This is a genomic window from Priestia sp. TRN 1309 (assembly GCF_050846875.1).
GTDB classification, from domain to species: Bacteria; Bacillota; Bacilli; order Bacillales; family Bacillaceae_H; genus Priestia; species Priestia zanthoxyli.
Genome location: NZ_JBOZGM010000006.1, coordinates 206,522 through 229,699, shown reverse-complemented (window position 1 = coordinate 229,699; position 23,178 = coordinate 206,522). Strand labels below are relative to the sequence as shown.

The following is a 23,178-nucleotide window of genomic DNA, read 5'->3' as shown; positions in this document are numbered from 1 at the left end:
AATGGAGGTGAAAAAGATGAAGCCTATTAACGACTCATTAAATCAGTTGATTAATAAAAAAGATTTTAAAGCGCGATTAGAAGCATTAAAAAATAGTGTTATGTCAAACCAAGATGTAAAAGCATTTATGCAAGAACATCGCTATGAGTTAGATGAGCAAATGGTTGACCGAGGTTTAATGAAGATGTATGAATTTATCGACCAAAGCAAATGCTGCGATAAATGTCCTTCTTTACAAAGCTGCGTCAATATGGTAAAGGGATACCACCCTCAGCTGGTTGTAAAAGGCCGTAATATTGATGTGCAGTATGAACGCTGTCCTAGGAAAGTACAAGCAGATGAGCGAAAAGAACAAGAATCTCTTATTCAGTGTATGTATGTGCCGAAAGAAATTTTACAGGCAACTATCAAGGATATCGAAATTGAAAAAGGAAGATTGGAAGCAATTAATTTAGTTAAAAATTTTGTTCGCGAATATGAACCGAACAAGAAAATGAAAGCACTGTACTTACATGGATTGTTCGGGGTTGGAAAAACGTATTTTCTAGGAGCTATTGCAAATGCCTTGGCTGAGCGGAAAGTGAGATCAACAATTTTATACGTCCCAGAGTTTTTGCGTGAGTTAAAAGGCTCGTTTCAAGATCAAAGCTTTAATGAGAAAATAGAGTATGTTAAAAAAGTACCGGTTCTGATGCTTGATGATCTCGGAGCTGAATCCGTAACGAGCTGGATGAGAGACGACGTGCTTGGCACAATTTTGCAGTTCCGTATGCTTGAAAATTTGCCGACATTTTTCAGTTCAAATTTAAATTTAGATGAGCTTCAACATCATTTCACTTATACCCAAAGAGGCGAGCAGGAAGAGATTAAAGCAGCTCGTGTCATGGAGCGAATTAAGTCTTTAGCAACTCCTGTTGAAGTGAAAGGAGAGAATAAACGAAATAAATGAGCAGGTCGTTTTACATTTCTTGTAGCGACTTGCTCATTTTTTTGCATGTTGCCCCATATACATTAATAAAGCGTGTCCAAAGGGGGGCTATGAGGAATGAAAATATTCTTTAAATATGTAGAAGACGCAGTCATTGTATATGAGTCTTTATGCGCGAAGCGAAGCGCTTTATCATATGGTTCACAGTGCTTGAAGTTGGTGAATAATCAGCTTTTAGTTATTGATGAGACATACAATCGAGAGGCCATTTTACAAGACATGGTGATACCGGTATTAACGCACGTGATTTTAAAAAAGAAAGAAAAAAAGATGATGGTAAACATATTAAAAGAACAATTTTTCTATTCAGAAGAGGAAGAACAAGATTTGCTGCTTCAAATTATGGGGGGGATTATGGAAGGAGAGAGAGGCGAAATTCCGCAAAAAACATTTTCCCTTCCAAGAGAATTACTTATCCGCCAGGCTCTTCAAGACTTCTTCATTCATAATGTAACATTCACCTTTGAGTCTTTTCTCCAATTCCGTTTAAAAGAATATCAAGAGCGGCTGCGCTATTATGCTGAGCTGGCGATTGATGAATATAAGCTTGAACAAGACTATCAAATTCTTATTCATCAGCTGCGTCAAGCAGCTAATGAAAGACAGTCATCTACAGGCGATGTGTATGTAATGCATTTGAATAAAAACAAGTTTGTATTGTACGACCAAAGCAGTAGATATGTTCCGGAGCGTGAATGTGCAGCCCTAGCAGAGGCCTTTCTATCTGAACAAGAATCAGTATACATAGACTCAACTATCATCGCGCCTTTGCTGAGTTTATCTCCAGCTGCTATTCATCTGTATAGCGACCAGCATGATCATGATTTTGTTTATACCATTCAAAATATTTTTCAAGAAAAAGTGATGTTATACGAAAAAAATGAATTTCCGTTTGATCAAAAGCAAAATATAACGTGAAAGGTTGATTTCTATTTTGAAAATGAATATAATAAATGCATATTGAAAAACAGCTATATGTCACAAGTTATGATGAGGACATGAGTGTATATTTACGGTTTATAGAGAGGGAGATCTAGGCTGAAAATCTCCTAACACGGAATATATTCTTACCACCTCTAAACTTCAGTAGTAAACGAGCAGCGTCTCTAGTAATTACTGACGGAATTTCCGTTATAAAACCTCGAGCCGCTTCGGGTTATTTGGGTTATCCAAGATACGAAGAGGAAACAAGGGTGGTACCGCGTGTATACACAACTCGTCCCTTTTTATAAGGGACGAGTTTTTTGTTTTTACAAAAAGTTTATTAGTTATGTTAAAGGAGTGGAAAGTTGTGTCAGAAGTAATCAAAATGACATTTCCTGATGGAGCTGTTAAAGAGTATCCAAAAGGATCATCAACAGAAGATATTGCGGCTTCTATTAGCCCGGGATTAAAGAAAAAAGCATTAGCAGGTAAAGTAAACGGCGAGCTGCTGGATTTACGTACGCCAATCGAACAAGATGGCAGTCTTGAAATCATTACGCAAGATGCTCCTGAAGCGCTTGAAATTATGCGCCATAGTACAGCGCATTTAATGGCTCAAGCAATCAAACGTTTATACAAAGATGTAAAAGTACAGCTAGGTGTAGGCCCGGTTATCGAAAATGGGTTTTACTATGACATCGATATGGAAGAATCAATTACTCCTGAAGATTTAGGTAAAATTGAAAAAGAAATGAAAAAAATCGTTAATTCAAATATTGAAATTGAACGAAAAGAAGTTTCTCGTGAAGAAGCCATTCAACTTTTTAAAGAAGTTGGCGATGAACTAAAGCTTGAATTGATCGATGCGATTCCAGCAGGTGAAAAGGTGACGATTTACCAACAAGGCGAATTCTTTGATCTTTGCCGAGGTGTGCACGTGCCGTCAACAGGCAAAATTAAAGAGTTTAAACTATTAAGCGTAGCAGGTGCTTATTGGCGCGGAGACAGCGACAATCAAATGCTGCAGCGTATTTACGGTACAGCATTCTTTACAAAAGCAGATTTAGACGAGCATCTTCGTCTTCTTGAAGAAGCAAAAGAACGTGACCACCGTAAACTTGGTAAAGAGTTAAACTTATTTACAAATTCTCAAAAAGTAGGACAAGGTCTGCCTTTATGGCTTCCAAAAGGTGCGACGATCCGCCGTATTATCGAGCGTTATATCGTAGATAAAGAAGTAAGCCTTGGTTATCAGCACGTTTACACGCCGGTGCTTGGAAGTGTAGAACTTTACAAAACGTCTGGTCACTGGGAGCACTATCAAGATGACATGTTCCCTGCAATGGAAATGGATAACGAAGACCTGGTTCTTCGTCCAATGAACTGTCCTCATCACATGATGGTGTACAAACAAGGTATTCACAGCTATCGTGAGCTTCCAATCCGTATTGCTGAACTTGGAACAATGCACCGCTACGAAATGTCAGGAGCATTATCAGGACTTCAGCGCGTTCGAGGCATGACGTTAAATGATGCACATATCTTTGTACGTCCGGATCAAATCAAAGAAGAATTTATTCGTGTGGTTCGCTTAGTTGAAGCGGTTTATAAAGATTTTGGATTTGAAAATTATTCATTCCGTCTATCTTATCGTGATCCTGAAGATACAGAAAAATACTTCGATGATGATGCAATGTGGGAAAAAGCACAAAGCATGTTAAAAGATGCAATGGATGAGCTTGACCTTGATTATTATGAAGCTGAAGGCGAAGCGGCATTCTACGGTCCAAAACTAGATGTTCAAGTTAAAACAGCTCTTGGTAAAGAAGAGACGCTATCTACGGTTCAATTGGATTTCTTACTTCCTGAACGCTTTGATTTAACGTATGTAGGGGAAGACGGAAAACAGCATCGACCTGTTGTTATTCACCGCGGCGTGGTGTCAACAATGGAACGTTTTGTCGCTTTCTTAATCGAAGAATACAAAGGAGCTTTCCCAACGTGGTTAGCACCTGTACAAGTTCAAGTGATTCCAGTATCACCTACGGTTCATCTTGAGTATGCAAAAGAAGTGCAAGAACAGCTTCAGCTTGCGGGTATTCGTGTGGAACTTGATTCTCGCGATGAGAAAATTGGCTATAAAATTCGTGAGGCTCAAATGCAAAAAATTCCTTACATGCTTGTTGTAGGGGATAAAGAAGTAGAAGATAAAGCAGTAAACGTACGTAAATATGGTGAGCAGAATTCAGAAACAGTGGATTTCCAAGCCTTTTTACAAAATGTAAAAGCAGAAGCATCTCGTTAATGAAAAAAGCAGAGAATTGAAATTCTCTGCTTTTTTATCTAACATTTATAAAAAACTGTTGCATAAATGGTTTTCCTTTGATACAATAATTTTTGTTGTGAAAAAAGAACGAAATCATTGACTTTTGTCTTTGTTGATACTATAATAGCTTAAGTAATTGAATACTTGTTTATACAGAAGAAGAAGCACCCGCTTCTCACCTGAGTGACGCATAAAGCAGTTAGCAGGTACATCGTATCTTAATTAAAACGATAGAAGTGTGGGTGCAGTATGTACTCACACTTTTTTGTGTGAGTTAATAATCGGTCTAAGCAAGCGTATTCGCTCATTAAACCTTGGAGGTGGCTACTTATTAGCAAGGACATGATGGTAAACGAGGGCATTCGAGCTCGCGAAGTTCGTCTAATTGATCAAAATGGTGAACAATTAGGAATTAAATCAAAAAATGAAGCATTAGAAATTGCTTCACGAGTAAATCTTGACTTAGTAATGGTTGCTGCAAATGCGAAACCGCCGGTATGTCGTATTATGGACTACGGTAAATTCCGCTATGAGCAACAACGTAAAGAAAGAGAAGCTCGTAAAAACCAAAAAGTTGTAAACTTAAAAGAAGTTCGTTTAAGTCCAACAATTGATGAACATGATTTTAACACTAAACTTCGTAACGCACGCAAGTTCCTTGAAAAAGGTGACAAAGTGAAAGCGTCTATTCGCTTTAAAGGTCGTGCCATTACTCATAAAGGGATTGGCCAAAAAGTACTTGAACGTTTTTCACAAGCTTGCGAAGATGTAAGTTCAGTTGAATCGGCTCCTAAAATGGAAGGCCGCAGCATGTTCTTAGTCTTGGCACCTAAAAACGAAAAGTAATAGAACGAGGAGGAACACCCCATGCCAAAAATGAAAACACATCGTGGCGCTGCAAAGCGTTTCAAAAAGACTGGAAGCGGTAAATTAAAACGTGCTCGTGCTTACACAAGCCATTTATTCGCTAACAAATCTACAAAACAAAAGCGTAAATTACGTAAAGGTTCTTTAGTAAGCAAAGGTGACTTCAAACGTATCCGTCACTTATTAGATAACATTAAGTAATTTGGGTTGAGATAGAAACAATACAGGAGGTAAACAATTATGCCACGCGTAAAAGGCGGTACAGTAACACGCAAACGTCGTAAAAAAGTTTTAAAATTAGCTAAAGGTTTCTTCGGTTCGAAGCATAGATTATATAAAGTTGCTAATCAGCAAGTTATGAAATCTCACATGTATGCTTATCGTGACCGTCGTCAGAAAAAACGTGACTTCCGTAAATTATGGATCACACGTATTAATGCAGCTGCTCGTATGAACGGTCTTTCTTACAGCCGTTTAATGCACGGTTTAAAATTAGCAGGTATTGAAGTTAACCGCAAAATGCTTGCTGACTTAGCTGTAGCTGATGAAAAAGCATTTGCTGAATTAGCAACTGCTGCTAAAAAAGGCTTAGATAAGTAATGAATATAAAGTCTCGTCATCTTTAGATGATGAGGCTTTTTTGCTATCGGAGGACATATCATGAATGAACTGCTGCTTACCTATTTTATTGTTATTAATATAATAGGGATAGGAATGATGTATAGAGATAAACAAAGAGCGAAAAGACATGAGTGGAGAATTGCCGAAAGCACACTGTGGACGGTAGCTGCTATCGGAGGAGCCATTGGAGGACTGATTGGTATGTATTGCTATCGTCATAAAACGAAGCACACATCGTTTACAGTAGGTTTTCCTATTCTTGCCGCTCTTGATTTACTTTTCTTTTTTGTTATCAGCTGAGCACAAATGATTTTGTGCTCAGTGTAAAAATTCTCGAACGGGGCTTTTCCAGCGAATAGGAGCATTTGGATACATGTTGTGTACGTGATTTTCCAGCAGCTTGAAATCTTGTTTTTGCAGTTCATGCAATCGAGATGGATCTGTTAACACCATTGTAATCGACAAAGACTCTGGTTCATTGGGATTGCTGTATTTTTCTCCTTCAAATAAAATACCTTTATACGTTAGTAGAAAATTTTTGCGGATATTCGTTTTTTCGTCAACGACAAAAAATTGCTGATGTTCCTGAGCTGCTACAAGCTTCCGCTTTGGACTGCGAAAATGCTGAACCAGCTTTAATAGTGTGTAAGCAACAAGCGCGAAAATGAACACGCGAACGATAACAATAACAAACATAACGCTCCCTCCTTTACAAGGCACAGTTTTCTTACTTTACGTTTCAGTCTCTAAAAAGTTTCACGATTTTTGATATAATTTCTTTATTGGTTTAAAAAGAAGAAGATATACATAATTACAGGAGTGATTACATTGAATTTACAACAGCTATTTACCATGCAGCGCCAGCTGGATCAGCATATAGAGGACAAGCATCAGCTTCATAAGGAAGACTTGGTTCCAAGAAAACTTTTAGCTCTGCTTGTTGAAATGGGAGAGCTGGCAAACGAAACGCGCTGCTTCAAATTTTGGAGCGTTAAACCTCCGGCTGAAGATGCTGTTATTTTAGAAGAATTTGTGGACGGCGTACATTTCATTCTTTCTTTAGGTATTGAAAAAGGATACGATGATTTAACTGAGCTGCCAAAAGTAAAAGCAGCTGATTCAAAAACAGCACAATTTTTACAGGTATTTGCACAAGTTTCTGCTTTCGAGCAGGACCTGTCAAAAGAAAACTATGTGAACATGTTTGCATCTTACATGACGCTTGGCGATATGTTTGGTTTTTCTGCTGAACATATTGAAGAGGCGTACATGTCAAAAAATGAAGTGAATTTTAAACGGCAAGAACAAGGATACTAGACATAAAGGGATGGGAAATTTTACTTCAACCTCTTTTTAGCTATAATAGAGGTATACATATGAAAGGGGTAATCCATATGACAAAGTTAGATGAAACATTGACGATGCTTAAAGCACTAACAGATGCAAAAGGAATTCCTGGAAATGAGCGTGAACCGCGTGAGGTTATGAAGAAATATATTGCACCTCATGCAGATGAAGTAACGACGGATGGGCTAGGCAGTTTGATTGCAAAAAAAGTAGGCAACGAACAAGGGCCTAAAATTATGGTAGCCGGTCACTTGGATGAAGTTGGTTTTATGGTGACTCAAATTGATGAACGCGGCTTTATTCGTTTTCAAACGGTAGGCGGATGGTGGTCTCAAGTTATGCTTGCTCAACGCGTAACCATCGTGACATCTAAAGGAGAGGTAACGGGGATTATTGGCTCAAAGCCACCTCATATCTTGCCTCCAGAAGTTCGCAAAAAGCCAGTTGACATTAAAGATATGTTCATCGATATTGGTGCTTCTAGCAGAGAAGAAGTAGCGGAGTGGGGAGTAAAACCTGGTGATCAGGTTGTACCTTATTTCGAATTTACGGTTATGAACAATGAAAAGATGCTGCTAGCGAAAGCCTGGGATAACCGTATTGGTTGTGCAATCGCTATCGATGTATTAAAAGCTTTAAAAAATGAAAAACATGAAAATGTTGTGTATGGTGTAGGAACGGTGCAAGAAGAAGTTGGACTCCGAGGTGCAAAAACATCTGCTAACTTTATTGAACCGGATATTGCATTTGCTGTTGATGTCGGTATCGCTGGAGATACACCTGGTGTTTCTGATAAAGAAGCCTCTTCTAAAATGGGGCAGGGTCCGCAAATCATTTTATATGATGCTTCCATGGTCTCTCATAAAGGACTTCGAGATACAGTGGTAGATGTGGCAGATGAATTAAATATTCCGTATCAATTTGATGCAATTGCTGGAGGCGGTACGGACTCGGGTTCTATCCATATTTCAGCTAACGGGGTGCCAGCACTTTCGATTACAATTGCAACTCGTTATATCCATTCTCATGCAGCAATGCTTCATCGTGATGATTATGAAAACGCAGTTAAATTAATTGCGGAAGTCATTAAGCGCTTAGACCGAGATACGGTTAACGCCATTACGTATAATTGAAAAAAGCTCATTCTCCTAGGAGAATGAGCTTTTTGTTGTACATAGGAAAAGGTTATTTATTTTAAACCGTTTTCAAGCGTTGTCAGAATTTCTTCTTTTTCTGATTCCGGAGACTTTTCCCAAAGCACTTCAAATAAAACACCAAGTCCAGGGAGCATTTTTTCTTCACCGCTTTGAATAGCGTCAGAAATTGTAGCCTCAAGCTCTTCTTTTGAGTTTCCTGAAACGTTTGCAATAACAGCATTTCGTAAATTAAGATCCATCATTTTCACCTCAGCTATCGTAAAGTTACCAATAGTTTTTGTTTTCTTTGCGATTTCTATGTACAATAAAGTGAAACTTATCTAATGATTATTGAACAAAATGTAATCGAACTATTTATTTTTGTATAGATAAAGGAGTTATGTTTGTGAAACAAATTGATTCAGTTAAAAATCCGCAGGTAAAAGCGTGGAAAAAACTGCATAATAAAAAAGACCGTGATAAGCAGGGCCTTTTTATGGTAGAAGGCTTTCATTTAGTCGAAGAGGCTATCAAAAATAAGGATTGTGTAAAGGAACTAATTATACGCGAATCGACCGAAGTGCCCGCACAGTGGGATATAGACGGTATCGAAATAATCGTTGTAAACGAAGCAATTAGTAAGTTATTATCTGACACAGAAACACCTCAAGGAATTATTGCCGTGTGTTTTCAAACAAAGCATGCGGAAATTATTCATACAGCACAGAAAGTATTGCTTTTAGATGCCGTGCAAGATCCAGGTAACCTAGGCACCATTATCCGAACCGCTGATGCTGCGGGAGTGGAGGCTATTATCATTGGAGAGGGCAGCGTGGATGTGTACAACCCAAAAGTCGTTCGTTCAACGCAAGGAGCTATTTTTCACCTTCCAATTGTAAAAGGCGATTTACTCGAAATAATTTCATTGTTAAAAGAAAGAGGAATAGCAGTTTACGGCACGTCGTTACAAAATGGAAAGGTCTACACACACGTAAAACCTTCAAACGAATTTGCGCTGATTGTGGGAAATGAAGGAAACGGCGTAAGCGAGAAAGTGTTGGAACAAACGGATCAGAATCTGTACATTCCCATCTATGGAAAGAGCGAGTCGTTAAATGTTGCCATCGCTTCTGGAATCTTACTTTATTATTTACGCGGAATGTAGTTGCATCGAGAACGTGTTTTCACTATAATAATACAATAGTTACATATGTAAAAAACGATGAAAGAGAGCAGTAGCTTATGTCCGTTTATGCAGGGAGAAAATGCCATGACTGAAAGCATTTTTATAAATGTAATAAGTGAATTCACCTCTTGAGTTGACACTTAGACCATCTTACATAGATGTAAAGGTGTTCCGGAGATTCCGTTAACTTGAATGAAGTGAACTGTATACGTCTGTGTATATAGTTAACAAGGGTGGTAACGCGACTAATCCTCGTCCCTTTTTTGGGAGGAGGTTTTTTTATTTGTCATTTTTTACGTTAAAAGGAGGAATAAGTGATGAAAGAACGTTTACAAGAACTTCAACAAGAAGCAATTGCAAAAGTCGAAGCAGCAAGTGCTTTAAAAGAATTAAACGACGTACGCGTAGCTTATTTAGGAAAGAAAGGCCCTATCACAGAAGTACTTCGCGGTATGGGAAAACTTTCAGCTGAAGAGCGTCCTGTAATGGGAGCACTTGCAAATGAAGTACGTGAAGCGATTGCATCTAAAATTGAAGAAAAACAAACGGCGTTAGAAGCAGCCGAGGTAGAGCGTAAACTTGCTTCAGAAACAATTGACGTAACGCTGCCGGGACGCCCGGTTAAAGCAGGTACGCATCACCCGCTCACAAGCGTGGTTGAAGAAGTAGAAGATTTATTCTTAGGAATGGGCTATGAAGTAGCAGAAGGACCAGAAGTAGAGCAGGACTACTATAATTTCGAAGCGCTGAACTTGCCAAAAGGTCACCCAGCACGTGATATGCAAGATACGTTCTATATTACGGAAGAAACGCTTCTTCGTACGCATACATCAACTGTTCAAGCTCGTGTTATGAACAAGAATGAAGGCAAAGGACCTGTTAAAATTATTTGCCCAGGTAAAGTGTACCGCCGCGATGACGATGATGCTACGCATTCACATCAATTTATGCAAATTGAAGGTCTTGTAGTAGACGAAAACATTCGTATGAGCGATTTAAAAGGCACGCTTGAAGTATTTGTGAAAAAGATGTTCGGTGCAGACCGTGAAATTCGTCTTCGTCCAAGTTTCTTCCCATTCACTGAGCCGTCTGTAGAAGTAGACGTATCGTGTGCAAAATGTGGAGGTAAAGGCTGTAATGTATGTAAACAAACAGGCTGGATTGAAATTTTAGGAGCCGGTATGGTTCATCCAAATGTTCTTGAAATGGCTGGATACGATTCAACTAAATATCGTGGTTTTGCTTTTGGAATCGGTGTAGAGCGTATTGCTATGTTAAAACACGGCGTGGATGATATTCGTCATTTCTATACAAATGATGTTCGTTTCTTAGATCAATTTAAACAAGTATAAAGGAGGGACTACGATGTTTGTATCTTATCGTTGGTTACAAGAGTATGTTGACTTATCAGGCGTAACGGCAGAAGAGTTAGCTGATAAAATCACAAAAAGTGGAATTGAAGTTGAAGGTGTAGAAAACTTAAATAAAGGCATCAGCGGAGTGGTAATTGGTCACGTTGTAGAACGTGAACAGCATCCAAATGCGGATAAATTAAGCCGCTGTCAAGTAGATCTTGGCGGAGGAGAAATCGTTCAAATCGTGTGCGGAGCACCTAACGTGGCACAAGGTCAAAAAGTAGCGGTTGCAAAAGTGGGAGCTGTACTTCCAGGTAACTTTAAAATCAAGCGTGCTAAGCTTCGCGGTGAAGAATCGAACGGTATGATTTGTTCTCTTCAAGAGCTTGGCATTGAAAGCAAGCTTGTGGCAAAAGATTATCAAGAAGGCATCTTCGTCTTCCCAAGTGATGCTGAAGTAGGAGCGGATGCGCTAGATGCATTAAACTTAAACGATGAAGTATTAGAACTAGGGCTAACACCAAATCGTTCAGACTGCTTAAGTATGTTAGGTGTAGCACATGAGGTGGCTGCTATTTTACGTCGTGAAGTGAAGTATCCGTCAGTAAACGTGCAAACGTCTGATGAGCAAGCAGCTGATTATATTTCCGTTAAAGTAGAGGCAAAAGAAGACAATCCCCTTTACGTAGCGCGCGTTGTGAAAAACGTAAAAATTGCTCCGTCACCATTATGGATGCAAACGCGTTTAATGGCAGCTGGTATTCGACCTCATAACAACGTTGTTGATATTACCAACTATATTTTGCTTGAATACGGCCAGCCGCTGCATGCTTTTGACTATGATCGTCTTGGTTCAAAAGAAATTGTTGTACGTCACGCGTCAGAAGGCGAGAAGTTTGTAACGCTTGACGATCAAGAGCGCGTATTAAAAGGCAATCAGCTTGTTATTACAAACGGCAGTGAACCGGTAGCCCTTGCAGGTGTAATGGGGGGAGCAAACTCTGAAGTAAAAGACGATACGGTAAATGTTCTTATTGAATCAGCTTACTTCAAAGGTTTAACAGTTCGTCAAGCTTCCAAAGACCACGGTCTTCGCAGTGAGGCAAGTGCTCGTTTTGAAAAAGGAATTGATCCTAACCGTACGCGTGTAGCTGCTGACCGCGCAGCAGAATTAATGGCTGAATACGCTTCAGGTGAAGTGGTAAGCGGTACTGTAGAAGTAGATACACTAACTGTGGAACCTGCTGTTGTAGCTGTGTCACTTGGACGTATTAACAATGTGCTTGGTACAGAACTGTCGATGGAAGAAGTACAAGATATTATGAACCGTCTTCAATTTGAAAGCAAAGTCGAAGATGAAACAATCGTTGTAACGGTACCGACTCGTCGAGGCGATATTACAATTGAAGAAGATATCGTGGAGGAAGTAGCGCGCATGTATGGCTATGACAACCTTCCTACAACGCTTCCTGTAACAGTGGCAACTCCAGGAAAATTAACAGAGTATCAGCTTGGACGCCGTAAAGTTCGCCGTTTCTTAGAGGGAGCAGGGCTAGCGCAAACAACAACCTATTCGTTAACGAGCGCTGAAAAAGCTACTCAGTTTGCACTCAATGCAACAAGTACGATTGGTTTAGCAATGCCGATGAGTGAAGATCGCAGCATCCTTCGTCAAAGCTTAGTGCCTCATTTACTTGAAGCAGTGAAGCACAATAATGCTCGTCAATCGGATTCTATTGCGCTATACGAAACAGGCTCAGTGTTCTTATCTAAAGGTGAAGGGGAATTACCGGATGAGCAGGAGCGCGTAGCTGGTGCAATCACGGGTCTATGGCATGCTCACGGCTGGCAAGGTGAAAAGAAAGTCGTTGATTTCTATGTGATTAAAGGTGTACTAGAAGGGTTATTTGCACAGCTTGGTTTAGAGAAACGAATCTCATATGCTCCCGTTAAAAAAGACGGTATGCACCCTGGACGTACAGCGGCTGTATGGTTAGATGAAAAAGAAATTGGATACGTGGGTCAAGTTCATCCTGTTGCTCAGAAACAGTATGGCCTTCGTGAAACATACGTGTTTGAATTACACCTTCAAGAGCTATTAGCTGCAGATGTCGAAGAAGTTCGTTATTCAGCTATTCCAAGATTCCCATCTATTACACGTGATATTGCACTTGTTGTAGATAAAAACGTTCTTGCAGGAGAAGTTCAGCGCGTCATCTATACGACGGGCGGAGAACTTTTAAAAGACGTGACAGTATTTGATCTATATGAAGGCGAGCGTATGGAAGAAGGCAAGAAATCTGTAGCTTTCTCTTTACGTTACTTAGATCCTGAACGTACATTAACAGATGAAGAAGTAGCAAAAGCACATGGTGCAGTTTTAGAAGCTGTTGAAAAAGAATTTGGTGCAACGCTTCGTTCATAAGAATAAAAAAAGAGATGTGGATTTCCACATCTCTTATTTTTTAGCTAATTTTAAAGCTTTTTCTGTATTAGCAAAATGGATTTTAGCTAAAGAGTTCAGCGCATTGACGCCATGTTTTTTAATAATTTTAGCAGCGGCGATATCAACTTGTGCTCCAGCTCCGCGAGGAATGACCATCCCCGTCTTTTCCGTTAGTAAATCCATTTGTTTTAAAAATGCGTATCTGGCAATAATGGAAGCAGCGGCTACAGATAAATGAACGCTTTCTCCTTTTGTACTGAAAAAGACATTTTCTTTGATAATCTCTTTTTCCTTTACGATGTGTTTATAATAGGTGTTTTTTTCAACAAACTGGTCAATTAAAATCGCATCAGGTTTTTCAGAATCCAATTTTTTTAACACGTTGGATAAAGCTTTGTTGTGCAACAGAGCTTTCATTTTACCTTGTGACATGCCTTTTTCTTGAAATGCATTATACTTTTCGTTATGTAAGACAAGCAAACTGTAAGGAATAAACGAAACAAGCTGCTTGGCAATTTCAATGATTTTAGCATCCGTTAACTCTTTTGAATCTCGTACTCCTAATTCTTTTAACAAAGGAAGCTGCTCTTTTTGAACATAGGCAGCAACTACGGTCATGGGACCAAAATAATCTCCCGTTCCTACTTCATCAGAACCAATGACCGATAGTGAACTGAAGTTTGATGGGAGATGTGAGACGGGAGCCTTTTTAGAAGCATCTAAAGGACCTCCCCACTTAGCTGCTTCTGTTTCAGCTTCTTTTCCTTGAAAAAGTACTTTTCCAGAGCGGTATGCAGTGATAGAACAGCCGGGAGTTTTAGCCGAAAAAATACTTCCCTGCGGCAATTTAGGCTGCAAATAGGATGTGTAATGAAGCTTCATTTTAGCTATCTGATCAGCTGATACCTTAATAACAGCATGTGACATAATGCTTCACTCCTTTCGGGGTATTTTAGTTTACTTTATAAGCACTATCCCTTATGATAGCTTAAATATAGATATGTTTCCATTGAAGTCTTCTTCGTGGTATGATAGGGATTAGGATTTTTCGTGGAACGGAGGATTTTCTCGTGTCAAGACAAGATAAAACACGTGCGACAGTTGACATCTTTGGTCAGCAGTACAGCATCGTCGGTAGCGAAAGTACAAGCCATATTCGACTTGTCGCCTCTATAGTGGATGAAAAAATGCGTGAAATCAGTACTAAAAACCCTTCTTTAGATATCAATAAATTAGCAGTATTAACAGCTGTGAATGCTGTACACGAATATATAAAACTGAAAGAAGACTATGAGAGACTTGAACAAAAACTTTATGGAAAAGAGGAATGACTGAGTCAATGCTTAATATCATTTTAATTATATTGCTTCTTTTAGGCTTTGTAACAGGTCTTAAAAGAGGATTTATTTTGCAACTCATTCATATTGTCAGTTTTGCGGTTTCGTTTATCGTCGCTTATATGTTTAGTGGAGATTTGGCAAGTCGACTTCGCTTGTTGATTCCGTTTCCAGACAATATTCAGCAGCAAAGTGTCGCATCGTTTGTATTTGATTCTGGAACGATAGAAGACGCTTTTTATCGAATGATTGCATTTGCGATTTTATTTTTTGCTACTCACATTGTACTTCGCCTTGCAGGCTCTGTTTTAACGGCTTTAACGGAACTGCCAATTCTGCGCCAGTTAAATAAATGGGGCGGAGGTGCACTTGGATTCGTTGAAGTGTATATCATCGTTTTTATTTTGTTATACATTGGAGCCGTGATTCCTGTAAGTGAAATTCAAACGCCAATTCAACAGTCTTCAATTGCAATCAATATCGTACAAAATACTCCATACTTATCGTCTGCCATTCAAGATTTGTGGACTCAGTATGGTGTAATGTAATGAAATTACAATAGCTTGTTGAGAGGGTGTGTCGAAAGTGTCATAATACTTTTGAGATACCCTCTTTTTTTATCGCAGTCTGTTCTGCGGTTTTCACGGAGATAAAAGTATGTCTAGATAAAAATTTGAGAGAGTACATATGTCACTCATCATGTTTTGAAAGTTTCGTTATTATGATAATAGGCTGGTGAAAAGAGATGAATAAAAAGGATATTATTAAATTGTTAGAAACAATTGCTACATATATGGAATTAAAAGGAGATAACCCTTTTAAAATTTCTGCTTTTCGAAAAGCAGCTGCAGCGCTAGAAACGGACGAGAGAACGCTGACAGAGATTGAGGATTTTACCAAGCTCCAAGGGATTGGTAAAGGAACGGCTGCAGTTATTACAGAGTATATGGAAACAAATGAGTCAAGCGTACTAGAAGAACTAAAGCAAGAAGTTCCTGAAGGACTTATTCCTCTGCTTAAGCTGCCGGGGCTTGGAGGTAAAAAAATCGCTAAATTATATAAAGAGCTAGATATTAAAGACATGGAATCACTGCATCAGGCCTGTATGGAAAATCGAGTGCAGGGACTAAGCGGTTTTGGTAAAAAGACGGAAGAGAAAATTATCGCTGCTATTGAAGAGTTTGGGAAACGTCCTGATCGTTTGCCTCTTGCTTTTATGCTTCCAATAGCGGAAGAAATTTTAGAAGCCCTTAAACATATGCATAGCATTGAGCGTTTTTCTCAAGCAGGGAGCATTCGCCGCATGAGAGAAACTGTAAAAGATCTTGATTTTATTATTTCAACAGCTGAGCCTCATGCTGTCCGTGAACAGCTAGTATCGTTGCCAAATGTGAAGGATGTCATTGCAAATGGAGATACAAAAGTATCGGTAACGTTAGCCTATGAGTACGATGTGTCCGTGGATTTTCGTCTTGTAGAAGATAAAGCGTTTGCCACGACGCTTCATCATTTTACAGGATCAAAAGATCATAATGTGCGCATGCGTCAATTAGCAAAAGAACGCGGTGAAAAAATTAGCGAGTATGGCGTTGAAAATGCGGAGACAGGCGAAGTTATGACATTTGAGTCTGAACAAGCATTCTATGAACATTTTGGGCTGTCTTTTATTCCGCCGGAACTTCGTGAAGATGGAACGGAAGTAGATGCATTTATAAAACCTCAAACGCTTGTGACCTACGGTGCGGTAAAAGGTGATTTGCATATGCACTCCACGTGGAGCGACGGAGCGTATTCAATTGAAGAAATGGCGGAAGCATGTCGCGCGCGAGGCTATGAATACATGGCGATTACAGACCACTCTCAGTATTTAAAAGTAGCTAACGGTCTAACGCCTGAACGCATTCGCAAACAGCGTGAAGAAATTAATCGTTTAAACGCACAGTTCGATGATTTTACAATACTAGCAGGAATTGAAATGGATATTTTGCCCGATGCAACACTTGATTATGATGATGAAATGCTAGCTGAGCTAGATTTTGTTATTGCGTCCATTCACTCTAGTTTTTCACAATCACGCGAAGAAATTATGAATCGTTTAAAGCAAGCGTTAAATAATGTTCATGTAGATTTAATCGCTCATCCGACCGGTCGTTTGATTGGTCGCCGCAACGGATATGATGTAGATATTGATATGCTAATTGAATTAGCTAAGGAAACAAAAACGGCTCTTGAACTAAACGCGAATCCAAACCGTTTAGATTTAGCCGCTGAGCACATAAAAAAAGCACAAGAGGCAGGAGTTAAAATTGCAATTAATACAGATGCTCACAATCTAGACATGCTAGAGCATATGGAAATTGGAATATCTACGGGAATTAAAGGCTGGCTTAAACCAGAAACGGTATTAAATACGTATAGCCTCAAAGAATTAACCGCCTTTTTAAATCGACATAAATAAGCAACAGGAGGAATCAGTTTTGCAATCACGTATTTTCCATGTACTAGAGTTTAATAAAGTTAAGGAACAGCTTCAGAAAAAAGTAGCTTCTTCTTTAGGCCGAGAAAAAGTAGCGAATTTGATTCCCTCGACTCAGTATGAAGAAGTAGTCAAATGGCAGGAAGCAACAGATGAAGCTACAACCGTGCTGCGATTGCGTGGCAACGTACCGCTAGGAGGCATCTTTGACGTTCGACCTAGCGTAAAGCGCGCTGAAATTGGAGGAACGCTAAGCTCTAATGAACTTCTTGATGTAGCAAGTACTATTTATGCTGCAAGACAAGTCAAGCAATTTATCGAGCAAGTAGTAGAAGACGAAGATTTACAGCTTCCAATTATAACTGAACATATCGAAAAACTAATGCCTCTTCCTGAGGTAGAACAAACAATTAAAATGAGCATTGATGAGAATGGCACAGTACTAGACGGTGCAAGCGACCAGCTAAGAGGCATTCGTCAAAAACTTCGCTCGACGGAGTCTCGTATTCGCGAAAAGCTAGAAAGTCTTATTCGCTCCTCGTCTGCTCAGAAAATGTTGTCAGATGCGATTGTTACCATTCGAAACGAACGTTTCGTTATTCCTGTTAAGCAAGAATATCGCAGTGCGTATGGAGGCATTGTGCACGATCAGTCTTCATCTGGAGCAACGTTATTTATTGAGCCACAGGCGATTGTGACGTTAAATAATGAGCTTCAAGAAGCAAAAGTAAAAGAAAAACAAGAAATTGAGCGTATTCTTATTGCTCTAACCGTTCAGGTAGCGGAAGTGGCAAATGAACTCCGTCAAAACGTTTATTTGTTAGGTGAGCTGGACTTCATGTTTGCTAAAGGGCGCTATAGCCATGAGCTAAAAGCTTCAAAACCTAAAATGAACGATCGAGGCTATATTAAGTTAGTGAAGGCAAAACATCCTCTTATTGCACAGGAAGATGTCGTTGCAAATGATATTGAGCTAGGTGATCAATATACGTCTATCGTTATTACAGGACCAAATACCGGCGGTAAAACCGTAACGTTAAAAACACTTGGGTTATTCACATTAATGGCTCAAGCAGGTTTGCAGATTCCTGCGCTGGATGGATCGGAAATGGCTGTGTTTAAACACGTATTTGCTGATATTGGAGATGAGCAGTCCATTGAACAAAGTCTGAGTACCTTTTCATCTCATATGGTCAACATTGTAGATATTTTACAAAAAGTAGATCATGAAAGTCTGGTCTTGTTCGATGAATTGGGAGCCGGAACAGATCCCCAAGAAGGTGCAGCGCTTGCGATTTCGATTTTAGATCAAGTATATGAAAGAGGCGCTCGCGTAGTTGCGACTACTCACTATCCTGAATTAAAAGCGTACGGCTATAACCGTGAAGGAGTGGTCAATGCTAGCGTAGAGTTCGATATTGAAACATTGAGCCCTACTTACAAGCTGCTGATTGGTGTACCGGGTCGAAGCAATGCTTTTGAAATTTCAAAACGTTTAGGTTTAAGTGCAGAAGTAATTGAACGTGCCAAAGGCTATATTGGCTCAGAAACAAATAAAGTAGAAAATATGATCGCTTCTCTTGAAGATAGCCGCCGTCAATCTGAACATGAGCTAGAAGAAGCTGAACAGCTAAGAAAAGAGGCTCAGAAGCTTCATAAAGAATTACAGAGTCAGATTATTGAGTTTAATGAAAAACGAGATAAGCTGTACGAAAAAGCTGAAGAAAAAGCTCAAGCCACAGTTCAAGCAGCATCTGAAGAAGCAGAGAAAATCATTAGCGATTTGCGTAAAATGAGTCAAAAAAATCATGCGCTTGTAAAAGAGCATGAATTGATTGAAGCACGTAAGCGTCTAGAAGATGCAGTTCCAACTCTTGAAAAAAGTAAAAAGAAACCGGCTGTGCTGAAAAAACAAGAGCGCACTCTTCAAGCTGGAGATGAAGTGAAAGTCTTAAGCTGGGGACAAAAAGGAACGCTTGTGGAACGAGTAAGTAATAATGAATGGCAAGTGCAAATGGGAATCATGAAAATGAAGGTGAAAGAAAAAGATCTCGAATATATTAGTTCCCCAAAACCTGTAGAAACAAAGCCGCTTGCTACGGTAAAAGGAAAAGATTATCATGTAAATCTAGAACTGGATTTAAGAGGAGAGCGCTATGAAAATGCGCTGATTCGAGTTGAAAAATATATTGATGATGCTTTGTTAGCCAACTATCCGCGCGTTTCGATTATCCACGGTAAAGGAACCGGAGCTCTTCGTAAAGGTGTACAGGAATATTTGAAAAATCATCGTTCTGTTAAAAATATTCGTTTCGGAGAAGCTTCTGAAGGAGGTTCTGGCGTTACGGTTGTGGAATTTAAGTAAAAGAATGCTGAGATAAAGGTGTCAGTGGATGCGCTGAACAAGCATATATGAAGATGGAAAATCCGACATGGCTCATGAACTATGTTGGGTTTTCTATCTCTTTTAAGAACGATGCAAGTAAAGGAAAGAGACCTGTCAGTTCATTACGTGGAGTGTAATATAAATTAGGAGTGATGCAAAAATGAGGGATTTTTGGAAAGACCCGTATATTGAATCCGCCGCTTATTACAGCGTGGTTGTCTTGAGCATTGTCGTCTTTCTTGTTGTGTTTGAGCTCGTTACTAAATATAAGAATTGGGAAGAGATTCAAAAAGGAAATATGGCTGTTGCGATGGCAACAGGTGGGAAAATATTTGGATTAGCTAATATTTTTCGCTATTCAATTGAGCATAACGACAATTTGTTAAGAATGCTTGGATGGGGAATATATGGGTTTGTTCTTTTACTAGTCAGCTATTTTATTTTCGAATTTTTGACGCCGAAATTTCGAATCGATGATGAAATTGAACAAGATAACAGAGCCGTTGGGTTTATTTCACTTGTTATTTCAATCGGTATGTCCTATGTAATAGGAGCAGGGATAGGATAGGAGAGAGTCATGGAGAAGTTAGCGAAAATTTTACTCATTTTATGCGGAGTGTTTATGCTTATTGGTCTTATCTATTTATCTATATAGCTTTTCCTAACATTGTGATGACAGCAAAAAAGCTGGCCTTAAAGCAGGTCAGCTTTTTTAATGATTACTTCCATACTTCTTCAGCAATTGAAATCACGTGCTTTACTTTATCCCACTGCTGTTCTTCAGTTAGTAAATTTCCTTCTTCTGTAGAAGCAAATCCGCACTGGGGACTCAAACAAATTTGATCAAGAGAAACAAATTCTGCCGCTTCAGCAATTCGTTTTTTCACTGCTTCAGGATCTTCTAAATCTCCAAATTTTGATGTGATAAGACCAAGGACAATCTGAAGGTCATTTCGCTTTACATGTCGAAGAGGTTGGAATCCTCCTGAGCGTTCATCATCAAATTCTAAAAATAGTCCATCTACGTTTAACTGACTGAAAATAGCTTTTGACGCATTTTCATATCCGCCGCTTGCTGTATAAGTAGACTGGAAATTCCCTCTGCAAATATGCATTGTAATAACCATATCATCTGGCTTATGCGCAATGGATTCATTGATCGCATCCGTAAAACGTTTCAGTAATTCTTGGGGCGTAAATCCTTTTGACGCGATTTGTTCTTGTCCTTTTTCTGAGAAAAAGACCGCCCACGCAGTATCATCTAACTGTAAATAGCGGCATCCAGCATCATAAAATGCTTGAATGGCTTTTTGGTATGTTTTAACTAAATCAGCAAAAAATACATCCGTATCCGAGTAAGCAGACTCTTCAATATGACCTCTGAAAAACAGCATATTGGGACTTGGAATGGTGAACTTAGCCACGTGTTCTTTTCCAGCCGCTTGATGAAGAAATTTATAATCTTCAATCATAGGGTGGTGATTAAAATCTAGTTTTCCAGTAACTTTTATACCGTGAGCTTTTGTTTGGACCCCGTGAAACTGAATTCCCGACTCTGCTTCGTAAAGTTCTACGCCCACAAGTTCTGATAGAAAATCAAAGTGCCACCACGCACGGCGAAACTCACCGTCTGTTATGGCTTTTAATCCAATTTGTTTTTGCTTTTCTACGAGCTTACTAATTTCTTCATCTTCAATTGCTCGAAGCTGTTTCTTTGTCATTTCACCGTTTTCTACCTGTAATCGTGCTTGCTTGATACGCTCAGGACGCAAAAAGCTTCCAACGTGATCTGCTTTGAACGGTCCTTTAGTCAATGTTGTTATCAATTCATACAGCTCCTTAAAAAAAATCTAATTTTTATTATATACAAAAAATTCGGATAATGTACAGGGATAAATCCAATTTTTATTTATTACGCTGCAGGATGAAAGAGTGATTAGACAGGAAAGAGAACATTCAATAACGATTGCATCTAAAAAAAGAATGAACTATAATTTTAATTAGAAAATTCTAATTTTTTATTTTTTTGAGGGAGAGGATACGTGTGGAATCCACCGAAAAGATATGGCTTTCTCAATACCCAGAGGAAATATCTGCTACGCTTCATTATGAGCAAAAAAATTTAGCACAGCTTTTTGAAGAAGCAGTTCAAAAAGCCCCTAAAAAAAACGCAATCTATTTTCTAGGGAAAAAAATGACGTTTTCCCAACTGCATCAAGATTCTTTGAAACTGTCATCTTACCTTATTGAACTGGGATTAAAAAAAGGGGATAGAGTAGCCATTATGCTTCCAAATTGCCCTCAAGCTGTCATTTCCTTTTATGCTGTTCTTCTTGCCGGAGGAGTAGTCGTTCAAACAAACCCTTTGTATACGGAAAGGGAGTTAGAGTATCAGCTGAATGATTCAGAAGCGACCATGATTATTGCACTCGATTTGCTATATCCGCGTGTAGTAAAAATGAAAGCGTTAACAAGTGTAAAACACGTAGTCATCACCTCTATTCAAGACTATCTCCCATTTCCCAAAAACATAATCTATCCATTTATTCAGCGCAAACAGCAGAAGATAAGCGTGGATGTGAGTCATACGGAGACTACTCATTTATTTAAACGCATTATAAGTGAATCCTCTCCAGCAGTATGTAATGCTGAGGGAATTTCAGACGAAGATATCGCGATTTTGCAATACACCGGGGGAACAACAGGTTTTCCAAAAGGAGTCATGCTTACTCATAAAAACTTGGTAGCCAATGCAACGATGTGTTCACATTGGTTATACCGCTGCAAGCATGGAGAAGAAAAAGTGCTTGGAATTATCCCGTTTTTTCATGTGTATGGTTTAACAACGGTTCTGGTTCTATCGGTTTTGCAAAACTACGAGATGGTGCTTCTGCCTAAATTTGATGCAAAAACGACGCTCAAAACCATTCATAAGCAGCAGCCTACTTTATTTCCAGGTGCTCCGACAATTTACATCGCATTATTAAACCATCCTGATTTAGCAAAATACGACCTATCTTCTATTGATTCATGTATGAGCGGTTCGGCTCCTCTTCCTGTGGAAGTGCAGGAGCAGTTTGAAAAGCTCACTGGAGGTAAACTAGTGGAAGGATATGGATTGACGGAAACCTCTCCTGTTACTCATGCTAATTTTCTTTGGAAAGAGAGAATACCAGGAAGCATTGGAGTGCCTTGGCCAGACACAGATGCCAAAATTCTCTCGTTTGAAACAGGTAAAGAAGCTGCTGTAAGCGAAGTAGGAGAAATTGCGGTTAAAGGTCCTCAGGTCATGAAAGGATATTGGAAGCAGCCTGAAGAAACGGAGGCTGTTATGCGAGACGGGTGGTTGCTAACAGGTGATGTTGGCTATATGGATGATAAAGGTTATTTTTATGTAGTAGATCGAAAGAAAGATATTATTATTGCCGGGGGATATAATATCTATCCTCGAGAAGTTGAAGAAGTATTATATGAGCATGAAAAAATTCAAGAAGCTGTAGTGGTAGGTGTTCCTGACCCATATAGAGGAGAAACAGTGAAGGCTTACATTGTATTAAAAAATGGTGTAAGATGTACTGAAGAAGAGTTAAATGAGTTTTCTAGAAAGTATTTAGCTGCTTATAAAGTTCCGCGCCTTTATGAATTTCGAAATGAGCTTCCAAAAACAGCGGTCGGGAAGATTCTGCGACGAGCGCTGATTGAAGAAGAAAATGAAAAGCATAAAAAGGCGACGTAATCGATCGTCGCCTTTGATTTTTTTGCTGAAACATAATTGACAGATAC

22 protein-coding genes and 3 other annotated features are annotated in these 23,178 nt (G+C 39.2%); of the genes, 18 read left to right on the top strand and 4 right to left on the bottom strand.

The features are described 5' to 3' along the window. Positions 1 to 16 precede the first annotated feature (16 nt). The 7 genes from dnaI (at position 17) to ACRPLQ_RS22615 (ending at position 6,026) form a co-directional block, all read left to right on the top strand. Positions 17 to 949, top strand: a complete 933-nt coding sequence (gene dnaI / locus ACRPLQ_RS22645) for a primosomal protein DnaI (RefSeq protein ID WP_165635113.1) — start codon at positions 17 to 19, stop codon at positions 947 to 949. Between the two features lie 96 nt (positions 950 to 1,045). Next, a complete protein-coding gene (gene ytxC, locus ACRPLQ_RS22640; protein WP_028411772.1) occupies positions 1,046 to 1,906 on the top strand; it encodes a sporulation protein YtxC in 861 nt (286 codons plus the stop codon). A 60-nt stretch (positions 1,907 to 1,966) separates the two neighbouring features. Continuing rightward, positions 1,967 to 2,215 (top strand) — a binding site (T-box leader). Positions 2,216 to 2,258: 43 nt separating this feature from the next. Continuing rightward, entirely contained in the window at positions 2,259 to 4,217 is a 1,959-nt protein-coding gene (gene thrS, locus ACRPLQ_RS22635) for a threonine--tRNA ligase (protein WP_205689533.1), read from the top strand. A gap of 171 nt (positions 4,218 to 4,388) precedes the next feature. Beyond that, positions 4,389 to 4,511, top strand: a sequence feature (ribosomal protein L20 leader region). A 69-nt stretch (positions 4,512 to 4,580) separates the two neighbouring features. Continuing rightward, the gene (gene infC, locus ACRPLQ_RS22630) at positions 4,581 to 5,084 is read left to right on the top strand and encodes a translation initiation factor IF-3 (RefSeq protein ID WP_013059427.1); all 504 of its coding nucleotides are present in this window, start codon (positions 4,581 to 4,583) and stop codon (positions 5,082 to 5,084) included. A 21-nt stretch (positions 5,085 to 5,105) separates the two neighbouring features. Next, positions 5,106 to 5,306 carry a 50S ribosomal protein L35 gene (gene rpmI / locus ACRPLQ_RS22625; RefSeq protein ID WP_013059426.1) on the top strand — a complete coding sequence of 67 codons (201 nt, stop codon included), beginning with the start codon at positions 5,106 to 5,108 and terminating at the stop codon, positions 5,304 to 5,306. Positions 5,307 to 5,345: 39 nt separating this feature from the next. Continuing rightward, complete coding sequence (rplT, locus tag ACRPLQ_RS22620) at positions 5,346 to 5,705, top strand: 50S ribosomal protein L20 (RefSeq protein WP_013059425.1); 360 nt, start codon at positions 5,346 to 5,348, stop codon at positions 5,703 to 5,705. 60 nt (positions 5,706 to 5,765) lie between these two features. Beyond that, positions 5,766 to 6,026: a DUF1294 domain-containing protein gene (locus tag ACRPLQ_RS22615; protein WP_165635114.1), complete on the top strand. Its 261-nt coding sequence runs from the start codon at positions 5,766 to 5,768 to the stop codon at positions 6,024 to 6,026. An 18-nt stretch (positions 6,027 to 6,044) separates the two neighbouring features. Here the strand turns inward: ACRPLQ_RS22615 and ACRPLQ_RS22610 are convergent, their stop codons facing one another. Then, positions 6,045 to 6,422 carry a hypothetical protein gene (locus ACRPLQ_RS22610; RefSeq protein WP_028411769.1) on the bottom strand — a complete coding sequence of 126 codons (378 nt, stop codon included), beginning with the start codon at positions 6,420 to 6,422 and terminating at the stop codon, positions 6,045 to 6,047. A gap of 132 nt (positions 6,423 to 6,554) precedes the next feature. Here ACRPLQ_RS22610 and ACRPLQ_RS22605 point away from each other — a divergent pair, with 132 nt between their 5' ends. Beyond that, on the top strand, positions 6,555 to 7,043 hold the full coding sequence (locus ACRPLQ_RS22605; protein ID WP_047749785.1) for a dUTP diphosphatase: 489 nt from the start codon (positions 6,555 to 6,557) through the stop codon (positions 7,041 to 7,043). 77 nt (positions 7,044 to 7,120) lie between these two features. After that, the gene (locus ACRPLQ_RS22600) at positions 7,121 to 8,206 is read left to right on the top strand and encodes a M42 family metallopeptidase (protein ID WP_155010569.1); all 1,086 of its coding nucleotides are present in this window, start codon (positions 7,121 to 7,123) and stop codon (positions 8,204 to 8,206) included. A gap of 56 nt (positions 8,207 to 8,262) precedes the next feature. Here ACRPLQ_RS22600 and sspI read toward each other — a convergent pair whose 3' ends face one another. Continuing rightward, entirely contained in the window at positions 8,263 to 8,469 is a 207-nt protein-coding gene (sspI, locus tag ACRPLQ_RS22595; RefSeq protein ID WP_013059420.1) for a small acid-soluble spore protein SspI, read from the bottom strand. A 140-nt stretch (positions 8,470 to 8,609) separates the two neighbouring features. On the opposite strand from sspI, the gene ACRPLQ_RS22590 reads away from it, so the two are divergent. The 3 genes from ACRPLQ_RS22590 (at position 8,610) to pheT (ending at position 13,175) form a co-directional block, all read left to right on the top strand. Further along, the gene (locus ACRPLQ_RS22590) at positions 8,610 to 9,374 is read left to right on the top strand and encodes a TrmH family RNA methyltransferase (protein WP_176343388.1); all 765 of its coding nucleotides are present in this window, start codon (positions 8,610 to 8,612) and stop codon (positions 9,372 to 9,374) included. 48 nt (positions 9,375 to 9,422) lie between these two features. Next, positions 9,423 to 9,658 (top strand) — a binding site (T-box leader). Between the two features lie 54 nt (positions 9,659 to 9,712). After that, entirely contained in the window at positions 9,713 to 10,747 is a 1,035-nt protein-coding gene (gene pheS, locus ACRPLQ_RS22585; protein ID WP_014458064.1) for a phenylalanine--tRNA ligase subunit alpha, read from the top strand. Positions 10,748 to 10,760: 13 nt separating this feature from the next. Continuing rightward, on the top strand, positions 10,761 to 13,175 hold the full coding sequence (gene pheT / locus ACRPLQ_RS22580; protein ID WP_028411765.1) for a phenylalanine--tRNA ligase subunit beta: 2,415 nt from the start codon (positions 10,761 to 10,763) through the stop codon (positions 13,173 to 13,175). Between the two features lie 33 nt (positions 13,176 to 13,208). Here pheT and rnhC read toward each other — a convergent pair whose 3' ends face one another. After that, entirely contained in the window at positions 13,209 to 14,123 is a 915-nt protein-coding gene (rnhC, locus tag ACRPLQ_RS22575; RefSeq protein WP_099331321.1) for a ribonuclease HIII, read from the bottom strand. A 143-nt stretch (positions 14,124 to 14,266) separates the two neighbouring features. Here rnhC and zapA point away from each other — a divergent pair, with 143 nt between their 5' ends. The 5 genes from zapA to ACRPLQ_RS22550 all read left to right on the top strand — a co-directional run bounded on the left by zapA (position 14,267) and on the right by ACRPLQ_RS22550 (position 19,963). Then, positions 14,267 to 14,527, top strand: coding sequence for a cell division protein ZapA (gene zapA, locus ACRPLQ_RS22570; protein ID WP_013059415.1), 261 nt, complete (start codon positions 14,267 to 14,269; stop codon positions 14,525 to 14,527). After that, complete coding sequence (locus ACRPLQ_RS22565; protein ID WP_014458067.1) at positions 14,524 to 15,081, top strand: CvpA family protein; 558 nt, start codon at positions 14,524 to 14,526, stop codon at positions 15,079 to 15,081. Before zapA ends, ACRPLQ_RS22565 begins: the two co-directional genes overlap by 4 nt. 197 nt (positions 15,082 to 15,278) lie before the next feature. Beyond that, positions 15,279 to 16,991 (top strand): DNA polymerase/3'-5' exonuclease PolX, encoded by a 1,713-nt coding sequence (gene polX / locus ACRPLQ_RS22560; protein ID WP_028411763.1) that lies wholly within the window; start codon positions 15,279 to 15,281, stop codon positions 16,989 to 16,991. Between the two features lie 19 nt (positions 16,992 to 17,010). Beyond that, positions 17,011 to 19,374, top strand: a complete 2,364-nt coding sequence (locus ACRPLQ_RS22555; protein WP_165635117.1) for an endonuclease MutS2 — start codon at positions 17,011 to 17,013, stop codon at positions 19,372 to 19,374. Positions 19,375 to 19,555: 181 nt separating this feature from the next. Further along, positions 19,556 to 19,963, top strand: coding sequence for a DUF350 domain-containing protein (locus tag ACRPLQ_RS22550; protein WP_013059411.1), 408 nt, complete (start codon positions 19,556 to 19,558; stop codon positions 19,961 to 19,963). Positions 19,964 to 20,114: 151 nt separating this feature from the next. Here the strand turns inward: ACRPLQ_RS22550 and ACRPLQ_RS22545 are convergent, their stop codons facing one another. Further along, on the bottom strand, positions 20,115 to 21,221 hold the full coding sequence (locus ACRPLQ_RS22545) for a 5-methyltetrahydropteroyltriglutamate--homocysteine S-methyltransferase (protein ID WP_165635118.1): 1,107 nt from the start codon (positions 21,219 to 21,221) through the stop codon (positions 20,115 to 20,117). A 218-nt stretch (positions 21,222 to 21,439) separates the two neighbouring features. Here ACRPLQ_RS22545 and ACRPLQ_RS22540 point away from each other — a divergent pair, with 218 nt between their 5' ends. Next, positions 21,440 to 23,131 (top strand): AMP-binding protein, encoded by a 1,692-nt coding sequence (locus ACRPLQ_RS22540; RefSeq protein ID WP_165635119.1) that lies wholly within the window; start codon positions 21,440 to 21,442, stop codon positions 23,129 to 23,131. Positions 23,132 to 23,178 lie beyond the last annotated feature (47 nt).

What these genes read in the sequence shown, in the direction of transcription:
- dnaI (WP_165635113.1), top strand. Translation starts at nt 17, where the DNA reads ATGAAGCCTATTAACGACTCATTAAATCAGTTGATTAATAAAAAAGAT.
- ytxC (WP_028411772.1), top strand. Translation starts at nt 1,046, where the DNA reads ATGAAAATATTCTTTAAATATGTAGAAGACGCAGTCATTGTATATGAG.
- thrS (WP_205689533.1), top strand. Translation starts at nt 2,259, where the DNA reads ATGTTAAAGGAGTGGAAAGTTGTGTCAGAAGTAATCAAAATGACATTT.
- infC (WP_013059427.1), top strand. Translation starts at nt 4,581, where the DNA reads ATGATGGTAAACGAGGGCATTCGAGCTCGCGAAGTTCGTCTAATTGAT.
- rpmI (WP_013059426.1), top strand. Translation starts at nt 5,106, where the DNA reads ATGCCAAAAATGAAAACACATCGTGGCGCTGCAAAGCGTTTCAAAAAG.
- rplT (WP_013059425.1), top strand. Translation starts at nt 5,346, where the DNA reads ATGCCACGCGTAAAAGGCGGTACAGTAACACGCAAACGTCGTAAAAAA.
- ACRPLQ_RS22615 (WP_165635114.1), top strand. Translation starts at nt 5,766, where the DNA reads ATGAATGAACTGCTGCTTACCTATTTTATTGTTATTAATATAATAGGG.
- ACRPLQ_RS22610 (WP_028411769.1), bottom strand. Translation starts at nt 6,422, where the DNA reads ATGTTTGTTATTGTTATCGTTCGCGTGTTCATTTTCGCGCTTGTTGCT.
- ACRPLQ_RS22600 (WP_155010569.1), top strand. Translation starts at nt 7,121, where the DNA reads ATGACAAAGTTAGATGAAACATTGACGATGCTTAAAGCACTAACAGAT.
- sspI (WP_013059420.1), bottom strand. Translation starts at nt 8,469, where the DNA reads ATGGATCTTAATTTACGAAATGCTGTTATTGCAAACGTTTCAGGAAAC.
- ACRPLQ_RS22590 (WP_176343388.1), top strand. Translation starts at nt 8,610, where the DNA reads ATGTTTGTGAAACAAATTGATTCAGTTAAAAATCCGCAGGTAAAAGCG.
- pheS (WP_014458064.1), top strand. Translation starts at nt 9,713, where the DNA reads ATGAAAGAACGTTTACAAGAACTTCAACAAGAAGCAATTGCAAAAGTC.
- pheT (WP_028411765.1), top strand. Translation starts at nt 10,761, where the DNA reads ATGTTTGTATCTTATCGTTGGTTACAAGAGTATGTTGACTTATCAGGC.
- rnhC (WP_099331321.1), bottom strand. Translation starts at nt 14,123, where the DNA reads ATGTCACATGCTGTTATTAAGGTATCAGCTGATCAGATAGCTAAAATG.
- ACRPLQ_RS22565 (WP_014458067.1), top strand. Translation starts at nt 14,524, where the DNA reads ATGACTGAGTCAATGCTTAATATCATTTTAATTATATTGCTTCTTTTA.
- polX (WP_028411763.1), top strand. Translation starts at nt 15,279, where the DNA reads ATGAATAAAAAGGATATTATTAAATTGTTAGAAACAATTGCTACATAT.
- ACRPLQ_RS22550 (WP_013059411.1), top strand. Translation starts at nt 19,556, where the DNA reads ATGAGGGATTTTTGGAAAGACCCGTATATTGAATCCGCCGCTTATTAC.